Origin of the sequence: Mixta mediterraneensis (assembly GCF_014946725.1) — a bacterium.
In the GTDB taxonomy this organism is placed as follows: Bacteria; Pseudomonadota; Gammaproteobacteria; order Enterobacterales; family Enterobacteriaceae; genus Pantoea; species Pantoea mediterraneensis.
Genome location: NZ_JACFXY010000001.1, coordinates 785,367 through 798,635 on the forward strand (window position 1 = coordinate 785,367; position 13,269 = coordinate 798,635).

11 protein-coding genes and 1 pseudogene are annotated in these 13,269 nt (G+C 54.4%); 8 read left to right on the plus strand and 4 right to left on the minus strand.

From position 1 onward, the window contains the following. Window positions 1–24: 24 nt before the first annotated feature. The 5 genes from urtA (at window position 25) to urtE (ending at window position 5,515) form a co-directional block, all read left to right on the plus strand. The gene (urtA, locus tag H2P46_RS03845; RefSeq protein WP_193403871.1) at window positions 25–1,293 is read left to right on the plus strand and encodes an urea ABC transporter substrate-binding protein; all 1,269 of its coding nucleotides are present in this window, start codon (window positions 25–27) and stop codon (window positions 1,291–1,293) included. 96 nt (window positions 1,294–1,389) lie between these two features. Next, complete coding sequence (gene urtB / locus H2P46_RS03850) at window positions 1,390–2,955, plus strand: urea ABC transporter permease subunit UrtB (protein WP_193403872.1); 1,566 nt, start codon at window positions 1,390–1,392, stop codon at window positions 2,953–2,955. Further along, window positions 2,955–4,031, plus strand: a complete 1,077-nt coding sequence (gene urtC / locus H2P46_RS03855) for an urea ABC transporter permease subunit UrtC (RefSeq protein ID WP_193403873.1) — start codon at window positions 2,955–2,957, stop codon at window positions 4,029–4,031. Before urtB ends, urtC begins: the two co-directional genes overlap by 1 nt. Then, on the plus strand, window positions 4,024–4,815 hold the full coding sequence (gene urtD / locus H2P46_RS03860; RefSeq protein WP_193403874.1) for an urea ABC transporter ATP-binding protein UrtD: 792 nt from the start codon (window positions 4,024–4,026) through the stop codon (window positions 4,813–4,815). The genes urtC and urtD overlap by 8 nt, the downstream gene beginning before the upstream one ends. Window position 4,816: 1 nt before the next feature. Beyond that, window positions 4,817–5,515 (plus strand): urea ABC transporter ATP-binding subunit UrtE, encoded by a 699-nt coding sequence (gene urtE / locus H2P46_RS03865; protein ID WP_193403875.1) that lies wholly within the window; start codon window positions 4,817–4,819, stop codon window positions 5,513–5,515. Between the two features lie 27 nt (window positions 5,516–5,542). Here urtE and H2P46_RS03870 read toward each other — a convergent pair whose 3' ends face one another. The 3 genes from H2P46_RS03870 to rbsK are packed head-to-tail and all read right to left on the minus strand — an operon-like array spanning window position 5,543 to window position 8,805. Further along, window positions 5,543–6,556, minus strand: coding sequence for an aldose 1-epimerase family protein (locus tag H2P46_RS03870; RefSeq protein WP_193403876.1), 1,014 nt, complete (start codon window positions 6,554–6,556; stop codon window positions 5,543–5,545). Continuing rightward, complete coding sequence (fucP, locus tag H2P46_RS03875) at window positions 6,553–7,878, minus strand: L-fucose:H+ symporter permease (RefSeq protein WP_193403877.1); 1,326 nt, start codon at window positions 7,876–7,878, stop codon at window positions 6,553–6,555. The genes H2P46_RS03870 and fucP overlap by 4 nt, the downstream gene beginning before the upstream one ends. 9 nt (window positions 7,879–7,887) lie before the next feature. Further along, on the minus strand, window positions 7,888–8,805 hold the full coding sequence (gene rbsK, locus H2P46_RS03880) for a ribokinase (RefSeq protein WP_193403949.1): 918 nt from the start codon (window positions 8,803–8,805) through the stop codon (window positions 7,888–7,890). Between the two features lie 180 nt (window positions 8,806–8,985). Between rbsK and deoC the strand changes: the two are divergent. Continuing rightward, a pseudogene (deoC, locus tag H2P46_RS03885) lies at window positions 8,986–9,666 on the plus strand (deoxyribose-phosphate aldolase). A 16-nt stretch (window positions 9,667–9,682) separates the two neighbouring features. Then, window positions 9,683–10,447, plus strand: coding sequence for a DNA-binding transcriptional repressor DeoR (gene deoR, locus H2P46_RS03890; RefSeq protein ID WP_193403950.1), 765 nt, complete (start codon window positions 9,683–9,685; stop codon window positions 10,445–10,447). A gap of 4 nt (window positions 10,448–10,451) precedes the next feature. Here deoR and H2P46_RS03895 read toward each other — a convergent pair whose 3' ends face one another. Continuing rightward, complete coding sequence (locus H2P46_RS03895; RefSeq protein WP_238938918.1) at window positions 10,452–11,357, minus strand: 2-hydroxyacid dehydrogenase; 906 nt, start codon at window positions 11,355–11,357, stop codon at window positions 10,452–10,454. A gap of 227 nt (window positions 11,358–11,584) precedes the next feature. On the opposite strand from H2P46_RS03895, the gene ettA reads away from it, so the two are divergent. Further along, complete coding sequence (gene ettA, locus H2P46_RS03900; protein WP_193403878.1) at window positions 11,585–13,252, plus strand: energy-dependent translational throttle protein EttA; 1,668 nt, start codon at window positions 11,585–11,587, stop codon at window positions 13,250–13,252. Window positions 13,253–13,269: the final 17 nt, after the last annotated feature.

The window sequence follows — 13,269 nt, forward strand, 5'->3', positions numbered from 1 at the left end:
AATACACTTAGGGGTTTAAAAACGATGAAAAGACGTTCGTTGCTTAAGGCTTTCGCACTCTCCGCTACGGTTGTCAGCATGGGCCTTTCCTGGGGCGCTCAGGCCGCTGACACCATTAAAGTCGGGATCATGCACTCCCTTTCCGGGACCATGGCGATTTCAGAAACGCCGCTGAAAGATGTCGCGTTGATGACCATTGATGAAATTAACGCCAAAGGTGGCGTGCTGGGCAAAAAACTGGAACCGGTGGTCGTCGATCCCGCTTCTAACTGGCCGCTGTTCGCCGAGAAAGCGCGCCAGTTACTGACGCAAGATAAAGCCGCCGTGGTATTTGGCTGCTGGACGTCGGTGTCGCGTAAATCGGTGCTGCCCGTATTTGAAGAGTTGAACGGCCTGCTGTTTTATCCGGTGCAGTACGAAGGTGAAGAGATGTCACCCAATGTGTTCTATACCGGCGCAGCACCAAACCAACAGGCGATTCCTGCGGTGGAATATCTGATGAGCGAAGACGGAGGCAGCGCTAAACGCTTCTTCTTGCTGGGAACGGATTACGTCTATCCGCGCACCACCAATAAGATCCTGCGCACCTTCCTGCATTCGAAGGGCGTTCAGGATAAAGATATTGAAGAGGTCTATACGCCGTTTGGTTACAGCGATTATCAGACCATTGTTTCCAATATTAAAAAGTTTGCCGCAGGCGGTAAAACTGCCGTGGTATCGACCATCAACGGGGATTCCAACGTGCCATTCTACAAAGAGCTGGCGAACCAGGGTGTCAAAGCGACCGACATTCCGGTTGTCGCCTTCTCAGTGGGCGAAGAGGAATTACGGGGTATCGATACCAGGCCGCTGGTCGGCCAGTTAGCCGCGTGGAACTACTTTGAGTCAGTTGATAACCCAACCAACGCCAAATTCGTGGCGGGTTACCGTGCCTACGCTAAGGCGCATAACCTGCCGAATGCCAATACTGTGGTCACTAACGATCCGATGGAGGCCACCTATGTTGGCATTCATATGTGGGCGCAGGCGGTAGAAAAAGCAGGCACGACCGATGTGGATAAGGTGCGTGCAGCAATGGCCGGTCAAACCTTTAAGGCACCGGATGGCTTTACCCTGACCATGGACCAGACCAATCACCATCTGCATAAGCCGGTGATGATTGGCGAAGTCCAGGAAAACGGTCAGTTCAACGTGGTGTGGCAAACCGAAAAACCGGTTCGCGCTCAGCCGTGGAGTCCGTATATCGCCGGAAACGATAAGAAACCTGATCATCCGGTAAAAACCGTGCAGTAAGCGCCGATTTTGCCCGCAACCTGCCCTTTCTCCTTTGCGGGAGAAGGCAGGTTGCGGGACATCTGCTCAATCTCAACGCTCACGAGGCCCACTATCATGAATCTTCGCCTCTGCCTGTTCAGCCTGCTGCTTCTGCTACCGCTGTTTGCCAACGCCGGAACGGCGGCAGACTTCGCTGCGGCCAGCCGCACGCAGCAGGTCGCCTTATTACAACAATGGGCCGCCACGCCAGATGTTAGTCGTTTGCCATTGCTGCAAGCGCTGAAAGCGGAAAGCGTGGTCATCGACCAAAACAAACAGCCGTTCAGCCGGATGGGTGACAAACTGCTGCCGCTTGATGCCAGCCTACAGCCAACCGGCAACGTGAAAAAAGTTTTCATGAACAACCGGCTGCGCGTCTTAGTGGCTGGCGCGCTCGCCGCTCACCAACTGGTTAGCGATAATGCCAGCTTACGCCTGCGCGCTGCCCGGCAACTGCAAAACGACGGCGTTGCCGATCAGCTACCGTTGATCGAAAAACGCCTTGCCGCTGAGCAGGATAGCCATGTGCACGCTGCGCTGGCGATGGCGGCGGCCAGCCTGCAACTCGCCGATCCTCAACCCCTGGTGCGCCTGAAAGCCGTCAAATTGCTGGGCGAATCAAGCGATCCGAATACGCAGGCCAGCCTGCAACGCTTAACGCAGGCCAGCAACGAACCCGACGCGACGGTGCGTGAAGCGGCGACCGCGAGCCTGCACCAAATCAAACAGCGCCTGATGTGGGGCGATCTGCTCGGTCAGGCATTTAGCGGCCTGTCACTCGGTTCCATCTTGCTGTTAGCCGCTCTGGGTCTGGCTATTACCTATGGCTTGCTTGGCGTGATTAACATGGCCCACGGCGAAATGCTGATGCTCGGCGCCTATGCGACCTGGTTTGTGCAGAATTTGTTTCAGCAGTTCGCGCCGCAGTATCTGGCGTGGTATCCGCTGCTGGCATTGCCGGTCGCGTTTCTGCTCACCGCCTGTATTGGCATGGCGCTGGAGCGCACCATCATTCGTCATTTGTATGGCCGTCCGCTGGAAACCCTGCTGGCGACCTGGGGCATCAGCCTGATGCTGATCCAACTGGTGCGTATGCTGTTCGGCGCGCAGAACCTTGAAGTCGCTAACCCAAACTGGCTGTCGGGCGGCTTACAGGTATTGCCCAATCTGGTCCTGCCGTGGAATCGCATCGCGGTGATCCTGTTTGTAACGGGCGTGCTGGCGCTGACCTGGCTACTGCTGAACCGCACCCGACTCGGCATGAACGTGCGGGCGGTGACACAAAACCGCGCCATGGCCGACTGCTGTGGTGTGCCAACCGGACGCGTGGATATGCTGGCCTTTGGCCTCGGTTCCGGTATTGCCGGATTAGGGGGCGTGGCGCTGTCGCAGCTGGGGAACGTCGGGCCGGAATTAGGTCAGGGTTATATCATCGACTCCTTCCTGGTGGTGGTGTTGGGCGGTGTTGGGCAACTGGCGGGAACCGTAGTGGCGGCCTTTAGCCTCGGCATTCTTAATAAAGTGCTGGAGCCACAAATCGGAGCGGTGCTCGGCAAAATCCTGATCCTGGTGATTATCGTGCTGTTTATTCAGAAACGTCCGCAAGGTCTGTTTGCGGTGAAAGGAAGGGTGACTGACTGATGACGCAGCCCATGACTTTAACCGTGGCGCGTAAGGCGCCACGCCTGACGCTCAGTATCGGCACCTTAGTCGCGCTTGCGCTGCTGGTGATGCCGTTTCTGGCGCTGTTGCCCGCCACGCATCCGCTGGCCATCTCCACTTATACACTGACGCTGGTAGGCAAAATTCTCTGTTACGCCGTGGTTGCTGTTGCGCTCGATCTGGTTTGGGGCTACGCAGGATTGCTGTCGCTAGGTCACGGTCTGTTTTTCGCATTAGGTGGTTATGCAATGGGTATGTACCTGATGCGCCAGGCATCGGGCAATGACTTACCCGCATTTATGACCTTTTTGTCGTGGAACGAGATGCCTTGGTTTTGGGCAGGAACGCAACATTTTGCCTGGGCCTTGTGCCTGATTGTACTGATGCCGGGCGTACTCGCGCTGGTGTTCGGCTTCTTCGCCTTCCGATCTAAAATCAAAGGCGTTTATTTCTCGATCATGACGCAGGCGCTGACTTATGCCGGGATGCTGCTGTTTTTCCGTAACGAAACCGGTTTTGGTGGCAACAACGGCTTTACCGGCTTCACCACCCTGCTCGGCTTCAGCATCACGGCTACCAGCACGCGCATCGGGCTGTTTGTCGCCACCGTTCTGCTGCTGCTGCTGAGCCTGGCCGCAGGATTTGCACTGACACGCAGCAAATTTGGTCGCGTATTAACAGCGGTACGTGATGCTGAAAACCGCTTAATGTTTTGCGGCTATGATCCAAAAGGTTTCAAGCTGTTTGTCTGGACGTTGTCAGCTGTGCTGTGTGGTCTGGCGGGCGCGCTTTATGTGCCGCAGGTTGGCATCATTAACCCCAGCGAAATGTCGCCTACTAACTCCATTGAAGCCGCTATTTGGGTAGCGCTCGGCGGGCGTGGCACGCTGATCGGCCCGCTGCTTGGCGCTGCTATCGTTAACGGCGCAAAAAGCTTTTTTACCGTTGCCTTCCCGGAATACTGGCTGTTCTTCCTTGGTCTGATGTTTATCCTGGTCACGCTGTTTCTGCCGCGTGGCGTGATTGGCCTGCTACGCCGGAGGAAAGATGACTGAATCCTTGTTTACCCAGCCGCATCCCTCTGATCGTTACCGCGCACAAACCGATCCGGTTTTGTTGCTGGAGAAAATTAACGTTTCATTTGATGGTTTTCGTGCCCTGACCGATCTTTCGTTACAGATCGGCATCGGTGAATTGCGCTGCGTGATCGGCCCCAACGGCGCTGGTAAAACCACACTGATGGATGTGATCACCGGCAAAACGCGGCCTGATAATGGTCGGGTGGTTTACGACCAGGACAGCGATCTCACCCAGCTTTCACCCGTCGATATTGCCCGCGCAGGGATTGGCCGAAAATTTCAAAAACCTACCGTTTTTGAGGCGCTAACGGTGTTTGAAAACCTGGAAATCGCCCTGAAAACCGATAAGTCCGTCTGGGCCAGCCTGCGCGCCAGGCTGAATAGTGAGCAGCAGGATCGCATCGATGATGTGCTGAAACTGCTGCGCTTAGGCGGCGAACGTAAGCGCAGAGCCGGTTTACTGTCGCACGGGCAAAAACAATTTCTGGAAATCGGCATGTTGCTGGTGCAGGAGCCGCATCTACTGTTGCTGGACGAACCGGCGGCAGGCATGACCGATGCCGAAACCGATTATACCGCCGAACTGTTACGCAGCCTGGCGGGCAAACACTCGCTGATGGTGGTGGAGCATGACATGGGCTTTGTCGAAACCATCGCCGATCACGTCACGGTATTGCATCAGGGTCAGGTCCTGGCTGAAGGATCGTTGCGCGATGTGCAGGCCAACGAGCAGGTTATCGACGTTTATCTGGGGCGTTAACATGTTACAAGTTACTGAACTGAATCAATATTACGGTGGAAGCCATATTTTGCGTGGCCTGTCGTTTGAGGTAAAAATCGGTGAAATCACCTGTTTGTTAGGCCGTAATGGCGTCGGTAAAACCACATTACTGAAATGTTTGATGGGAATGATCCCAGCCAAATCGGGTGAAATTCGCTGGCAGCAAAACGTGATCAATGCGCGCAAACCGCATCAGCGCGTGCAGTCCGGCATCGCTTATGTGCCGCAGGGGCGTGAAATTTTTCCGCGCCTGACGGTAGAAGAGAATTTGCTGATGGGCCTGTCGCGCTTCTCCGCTTCACAGGCGAAACAGGTGCCGGATGAGATCTATCAGCTATTTCCAGTGCTGCTTGAAATGAAATCGCGGCGCGGCGGCGATCTTTCTGGCGGACAGCAGCAGCAGCTGGCGATCGGACGGGCGCTGGCCTGTCGTCCGCAGCTCTTAATTCTCGACGAACCCACCGAAGGGATCCAGCCTTCCGTGATCAAAGAGATCGGGGCAGTGATCCGCCAGCTGGCACAGCGTGGTGATATGGCGATCCTGCTGGTGGAGCAGTTTTACGATTTTGCGGCCGAGCTGGCAGACAGTTATCTGGTAATGTCGCGTGGTGAAATTGTTCAGCGCGGCCGTGGTGACAGCATGGAAACGGACGGCGTGCGCGGACTGGTCGCGATTTAAGGCAGCTTTTCAGCTGCCTGATAAGTCTTACAGCAAGCCAGTTTCAACCGAAAAATGTCGCTGCTGGCCGGGTGCCAGCGCAATCAACGTACCGGCGCGCTGTGCGGCACGAAAGCCTTCAGGCCGACAAGTGGCTGGCAGGATATAGGCGGCAACCTGCTGATCGTGATTGTGTAGCATCCAACGCGTTGCGTGAGGAAACTGCGAGGTGGAAAAGCGCGTCATTAAGGCGTAACCCTGCGGTGAGTGCAGCTCAAACTGTACTTCGTCGCCATAGCGGGCCAGATCGTCAGCGAAGAAGACGATTTCAGGATCGCACATCTCCGGCTTATCCAGCTGTCTGAAGGATTGCGGATCCTGCGCCAACTGTGCGGTATAGGCGCGCCACGATGGCGTTGGCTGGACATGAGCAGGAACAGAAGTGCGTAATGCAAATGCATCTTCAGGAATGGACTGCCGGAAATATCCCTGCTCTATCCATGCACTGTTGAGATGACACATATACTGCAAAGGCATTGGCGCACCCGCCAGGTTTTTTACCGTCATCTCAATATGCAACCGTGATTCATTAGCTGACAAACGCACCGCTGGCATCGCCAGATAGTGATGGCCGAACCCTTTCACATATTCCGTTTCGCCTTCCAGCGATACCCTGCCCTCTTCCAGGGCAATCCAGGCCTTGTCCATGCGTGCACACGCTATTTCGCCATGCAGCGGATGGTCGTCATCAGGCGCAGGACAGCCGTTTGCCAGCAGGCCCGAGTGAAAAGCAAAACAGCCATAAGTATCAATGATTGAAGAACCCGCAAGTGGCTGTTTAAAACTGTGCCCCATGGTTAGCGAATGTCCGTCAAAGTTCGCATCCCAAATCATCTGCCCATAAAAGGGCAGCACAATTACACTGCCGCACCGCGTGTTTATACGCACGGCCTCAATGCCCGCCGGGTAACGGAATAGCTCAACCTTAAAGTCATCACTTTGCAGCAGCGTACTGGGGGTGTCATAAAACTGATCGCGACGTAACGGTAGACGGGTTTTCATTGCAGCTCCTCCACCAGGCGCCCGGACGCGATGGCCTGATTTTTATGGCGCAGTTCACCCCAGAAGTAAAAACCGACCCAGGCAAAGCACAGCAGCGATACGCCAAAAGCCAGTTGCATCGATCCCAGATGGTCGGAAGCGAAGCCTTGCAGCGCGGGCACGAAAGCCGCACCGACGATAGCCATAACGATAAATGCCCCCGCCACTTCAGTGTATTTATTGTCCACGGTGGCGAGCGTTCCCGCATAGATAGTCGCCCAGCAGGGTCCAAACAATACGCTGACGAAGACAGCAGCATAAACGGCGGTAAAGTTGGGCACCAGCATGACATAGGCCAGCGTCAAAACGCCCAGCACCGAATAAGCGATCAGCACTTTTTCTGCCCGGAAGCGCGTCATCAGGAAGTTAGCGACAAATTTACCGATAAAGAAACAGATAAAGCTGTAGATCATAAAGTTGGAAGCGTGACGCTCATTGGTTGCGCCCAGCGTCAGCGCCAGACGGATGGTGAATGACCACACTGCCACCTGCATGCCGACATAGAGAAACTGCGCCATAATGCCACGTTTAAAATGGCGGTTATGGGCCAGATAGCGAAAGGTTTCACCCAGCGATGGCTGTGATTTTTTGCTGCTTTCCGGCTTGCAACGTGGATAGCGGGTAAACATAAACAGCAGCATGACCACCACTAACACCATTACCAGATATTTATACGGTTCCAGCGTGTGCTCCAGCATACTCAGACGAAACGCATGAGCCTGATCGACCGACATGCCTGCCATCTGGTTTGCCAGGCTTTCCCCATCCTGAAACACCAGATATTTCCCCAGCACGATGCCCATTAACGCCCCGATCGGATAAAACGTCTGGCTGATGTTCAGCCGCAAGGTGGCGCGATCGCGGTGACCAATCATTGAGCTATAGGTATTCGCTGCGGTTTCAAGGAAGCTCAGGCCAATGGCAATGGCAAAAATTGCCGCGAGGAACATGGTGTAAGTCGCCATATGCGACGCCGGATAAAACAGTACGCAACCGACAATATAGAGCGCCAGCCCCATCAGAATGGCCAGCTTATAACTGGCTTTACGGATCACCAGCGAAGCCGGGATGGCAATCAGAAAATAGCCGCCATAAAAAGCACTTTGCACCAGGGCGCTGGCGAAGTCACTCAGGGCAAAAACGCTTTTGAACTGGGTGATTAAGATGTCGTTCAGGCTCGCGGCACAGCCCCACAAGGGGAACAGACAAGAGAGCAAAATGAACTGGAACAGCGGTGTTTTATTCAAATAGCCATCAGGTTGCTGAACAGTGTTCTGTTGCATGACTCGACCTCAGTGAACGTTAAGAAAACGCTGGAAGGTTTCCGCGTCGGGATAGGAGCGCTGAGTACCGCGCTCCGTCACACTGCAGGCGGCATACGCTGACGCCTGCTGCATCGCTTCCAGGATATTGCCGGTTTTTACCAGCATGTAAGCAAAGCAGCCGATAAACGCATCACCGGCCCCACTGGTATCCACTGCCCTGACCGTTACGGGGGCGACCTGATGCAGATCATCATTGCTCATCCATAGCGATCCCCGGCTGCCGAGAGTGATGATCAGGTTTTTCAGCCCACGCTTAAGCAACGACTGTCCGGCAAGTTTTACCTCTTCATCGCTGCTGACCGGCATACCCGTCAAAATTTCGAGTTCGGTTTCATTCGGCATAAAAAAGTCACACTTGCAGGCGTACTGAATATCCAGATTCGCGACGGCGGGCGCAGGATTCAGGATGACCTTAATGTCATGCTGACGGGCGAAGTCGATCGCGTAATAGACCGTTTCAGGCGGGATTTCGAGTTGCAGGATCATAAGCTGACACGCTTTCAGCGCATCAGCCGCCGCATCAATATCTGCGGGTTTAAGCTGCTGATTGGCCCCCTTAACGATCAGGATACGGTTCTGCGACTGCTCATCGACAAAAATTGGCGCGACGCCACTTGAAGTGCCAGGCGCGGTAGTGACATAGCGCGTATCCACACCTTGCTGTTGCAGGTTCGCCACTGTGTTAGGAGCAAACAGATCGTCACCGACTTTGCTGATCATCATGACCTTACCGCCCAACTTCGCCGCCGCAATGGCCTGGTTAGCCCCTTTTCCACCGCAGCCGATGGCAAAATCGGGCGCTTCCAGGGTTTCTCCCGCCTTCGGTAGGTGATTGGTATAGGTGATGAGATCCACCATATTCGACCCAATAACGGCTATCTCCATCATTTCCTCCCGGATAGTTTTCAATCTTTAAATGTTATAAAAGTAACAATAAAAATTCACATAAGTTAATTTTGTGACAAAAACCACATCCTGGAATGGTTATTAAAACGGTGAAATGAAGATTGACGCGATAGCTCAGTGTTATTATTTTAACAAAACAACATCAAACTGGAGATTGTCATGACCCTGCCTGCTCTGAACTACGCCGACTATATCGACCATACTCTGCTCGCCGCTGACGCTACCGAAGCGCAAATTTGTCGTCTCTGTGCCGAAGCCTGACAGCATCATTTTTATGCGGTGTGCGTAAATGCCGGTTATGTGCCACTGGCAGCGCAATGTCTGGCCGACAGTGAAGTGAAAGTCTGTTCAGTCATAGGTTTCCCGCTGGGAGCAACCTTAACCACGGTGAAAGTCTTTGAAACCCAGGCCGCCATCGCTGCGGGTGCGCAGGAGATCGACGTGGTGATTAATGTGGGCTGGCTGAAGAGTGACAATATGGCGGCGGTGGCAGCGGAGATTGCTGCGGTGCGCGAAGTTTGCGGGGCGATCCCATTAAAGGTAATATTGGAAACCTGCCTGCTTGATCAGACGCAAATCATTAAAATTTGTGAGATTTGTCGTGATTTGCAGGTCGCTTTTGTGAAAACTTCAACCGGTTTTAGCCATGGCGGTGCGCGCATTGAAGACGTACAGTTGATGAAAGCCAGCGTGGGTGACAAGGTCGCGGTGAAAGCTTCCGGTGCAGTGCGCGATCGTCAAACGGCGCAGGCGATGATTGACGCGGGCGCAACGCGCATTGGCACAAGTTCCGGCATCGCCATCGTCTCCGGCCAGGCGCCTTCCACTTCAGGATATTAAACACACAGAGATGACCATGGAAACCCGGCGCGACGAACGCATTTATAAGCTGGCTCAGGCGCTTAAGCGCACCGACAAACTGCACCTGAAAGACGCAGCACAACTGCTGGGCGTCTCCGAGATGACCATCCGCCGCGATTTGACGGAGCCAGCCTCCACGGTAGTGCTATTGGGTGGTTATATTGTCAGCGATCCGAAAAGCCACGCCGGGCACTATTTTATCTCAGATCAGCACGGGCAAAATGCCGCCAGAAAGCAGCGCCTGGCGCAGGCGGCCGCCAGTTTGATTAGTGAAAATGATACGGTATTTTTTGATTGCGGCACCACGCTGCCCTATATCGCTGATGCCATTCCTGACACTTTGCCCTTCACGGCCATATGCTGCGCGATGAATACCTTTCTGGCATTGAAAGAAAAACCAGCCTGCAATGTGATCTTAAGCGGTGGAGAATTTCATGCCGATAATGCCCTGTTCACACCCATTGGCGCGCATTCCATCCTTGATGATCTCTGTCCAACCCTGGCGTTTATCTCGGCGGCCGGCGTCGATAAAGATCAAGGCGCAACCTGCTACAACACCAATGAATTAGCCATGAAACACCACGCGATGTTGCGTGCATGTCAGCGAGTGCTGGTGGCAGACAGCAGCAAATATGGCAAAGTGCTGCCCGCCCGCATTGGCGAACTGCGGCGTTTTGATCTGCTGGTGAGTGATAGCGCGCCGGATCAGGCGCTGAAAAACTGGCTGACGCAACAAAACATTCCGCTGCGCCTGCCATAAACGATTAAGCCCAGCGGTTTTCAATCGCTTCACCATCCCGCAGGCGGCGTAAGTTATCACAGACGCCCGCCACATTTCCGGCTAGGGAAATATCGGTCACGCCGCCAATATGTGGTGTAGCGATAACGTTGTAGCTAAATACGACATCATTTGGCGCAGGCGGTTCTTGCCAGAACACATCAAGCCCGGCCCCGGCCAGCGTTTTATTTTCTAACGCGGCGATAAAAGCCGGCTTGTCGATCAAACCGCCACGGCCAAGGTTAATCAAAAAGCTACCGTGCTTCATTTGATTCAGCGCGTTCGCATTGATGATGTTATGGGTTTGCGCATTATCCGGCAGGCTGAGTACCACAAAGTCAGCGCGTTCCAGTAGCTGCGGTAGCTGAGTCATATCGCCGATCCAATCCAGTCCGTGCTTTTCAGCAAATGCCGTATCGGCTTCACGCTTCACACCGATCATGCGCATCCCAAAGGGGGCCAGACGTTTCGCCAGCGCTTTGCCGATGCCGCCTAGTCCTACCAGCCCAACCGTTTTGCCCATCAAACCAATACCGACCGGTTGGCCGAGACGCTGCTGCGCCAGACATTGCGCGATTTCCTGATGACGACGCGCGAGGCCAATCATCATCCAGATACCAAGTTCAGCCACTGAATCTGCATTGCCGGAAGTATGAGAAGGCACGTTCGCCACCATAATGCCCTGCTGTTTTGCCGCGGCGGTATCCACGCTCTCCAGGCCGGTTCCGGCTTGCTGGATCAGTTTCAGGCGATCGGCGGTCGCTAACAGGCGAGCATCCACTTTGCACATGCCGGGAATCAACGCGTCAAAACCCGCCAGGCTTTCAGCCGCATGGCCTGCCGAGGCGACAAATTCGACATCCGGCATAGTCTGACGAATCGACGCAATCAATCCACCCTAGGCATTTTCATCCGCTGCGATCAGCACTCTCATCTAACTTCCTCCGCTTATCAGGCAAAAATGCAGCATAGACTTGAGTTTGTGCGTAAATCAAACAGTTATCCTGGACTACGGCACGCAACGGAAGAATCCCCGCCCCCCGGCTGTGATTAGGCAGTGAAAAAGGCTAAACTTCGACATCATCCAAACGACAAACAGACCCAGAGGCTCAATACAACGTGGCTCAATTCGTCTATAGCATGCACCGCGTCGGCAAAGTTGTTCCGCCGAAGCGACATATTCTGAAGAACATCTCCCTTAGCTTTTTCCCTGGCGCGAAAATCGGCGTACTCGGCCTGAACGGCGCCGGGAAATCCACGCTGCTGCGCATCATGGCCGGCATCGATAAAGATATTGAAGGGGAAGCGCGCCCACAGCCAGGCATCAAAATTGGTTATCTGCCGCAGGAACCTCAGCTCAACCTGGAGCATACCGTTCGTGAATCGGTAGAAGAAGCGCTGGCAGAAGTCGTTGGCGCGTTAAAACGTCTGGACGAAGTGTATGCGCTTTATGCAGAAGAGGACGCAGACTTCGATAAGCTGGCCGCTGAGCAAGGCCGTCTGGAAGAGATTATCCAGGCGCACGATGGTCATAACCTTAATACTCAGCTGGAGCGCGCTGCCGACGCGCTGCGCCTGCCAGACTGGGATGCGAAGATTGCCAACCTGTCAGGGGGGGAACGCCGCCGCGTGGCGCTATGTCGCCTGCTGCTGGAAAAACCAGACATGCTGCTGCTGGACGAACCGACCAACCACCTGGACGCAGAATCCGTGGCGTGGCTGGAACGCTTCCTGCACGATTTCGAAGGCACCGTGGTAGCCATCACCCATGACCGTTACTTCCTTGATAACGTCGCGGGCTGGATCCTGGAGCTGGATCGCGGCGAAGGTATTCCGTGGGAAGGCAACTACTCATCCTGGCTGGAGCAGAAAGATGCACGTCTGGCACAGGAAGCCTCTTCTGAAGCCGCACGTCGTAAATCCATTGAGAAAGAGCTGGAGTGGGTACGTCAGGGCACCAAAGGCCGTCAGTCCAAGGGCAAAGCCCGTCTGGCACGTTTTGAAGAGCTGAACAGTACCGACTATCAGAAACGTAACGAAACCAACGAGCTGTTTATTCCGCCTGGCGCACGCCTGGGTGATAAAGTGCTGGAAGTCAGCCATCTGCGTAAATCCTACGGGGATCGTGTGCTGATTGACGATTTATCGTTCTCAGTACCGAAAGGTGCCATCGTTGGCATCATCGGGCCTAACGGCGCGGGTAAATCCACCCTGTTCCGCATGATGTCGGGTCAGGAGCAGCCTGACTCCGGCAGCATTGTGCTGGGAGATACCGTTAAACTGGCCTCCGTCGATCAGTTCCGCGACAGCATGGATAATTCGAAAACTGTCTGGGAAGAAGTGTCCGGCGGCCAGGACATCATGCGTATCGGCAACACTGAGATGCCAAGTCGCGCCTACGTGGGTCGCTTTAACTTTAAGGGTGTCGATCAGGGTAAACGTGTAGGCGAACTTTCCGGCGGTGAGCGTGGTCGCTTGCACCTCGCTAAACTGCTGCAGGTTGGCGGCAATATGTTGCTGCTTGATGAACCGACCAATGATCTGGACATCGAAACCTTGCGCGCACTGGAAAATGCCCTGCTGGAGTTCCCAGGCTGCGCCATGGTGATCTCGCATGACCGCTGGTTCCTTGACCGTATTGCCACCCATATTCTGGATTACCAGGATGAAGGCAAGATCGAATTCTTTGAAGGCAACTTCACCGAATACGAAGAGTACAAAAAACGCACGCTGGGCGCCGACGCGCTGGAGCCGAAGCGTATCAAGTACAAACGTATGATAAAATAAGCTGTTGATGAGTGGGG

Bases quoted from the DNA above. Each gene is read 5' to 3' on its own strand.
- H2P46_RS03870 (WP_193403876.1), bottom strand. From the start codon at position 6,556: ATGAAAACCCGTCTACCGTTACGTCGCGATCAGTTTTATGACACCCCC.
- fucP (WP_193403877.1), bottom strand. From the start codon at position 7,878: ATGCAACAGAACACTGTTCAGCAACCTGATGGCTATTTGAATAAAACA.
- urtB (WP_193403872.1), top strand. From the start codon at position 1,390: ATGAATCTTCGCCTCTGCCTGTTCAGCCTGCTGCTTCTGCTACCGCTG.
- rbsK (WP_193403949.1), bottom strand. From the start codon at position 8,805: ATGGAGATAGCCGTTATTGGGTCGAATATGGTGGATCTCATCACCTAT.
- urtD (WP_193403874.1), top strand. From the start codon at position 4,024: ATGACTGAATCCTTGTTTACCCAGCCGCATCCCTCTGATCGTTACCGC.
- urtA (WP_193403871.1), top strand. From the start codon at position 25: ATGAAAAGACGTTCGTTGCTTAAGGCTTTCGCACTCTCCGCTACGGTT.
- urtE (WP_193403875.1), top strand. From the start codon at position 4,817: ATGTTACAAGTTACTGAACTGAATCAATATTACGGTGGAAGCCATATT.
- deoR (WP_193403950.1), top strand. From the start codon at position 9,683: ATGGAAACCCGGCGCGACGAACGCATTTATAAGCTGGCTCAGGCGCTT.
- urtC (WP_193403873.1), top strand. From the start codon at position 2,955: ATGACGCAGCCCATGACTTTAACCGTGGCGCGTAAGGCGCCACGCCTG.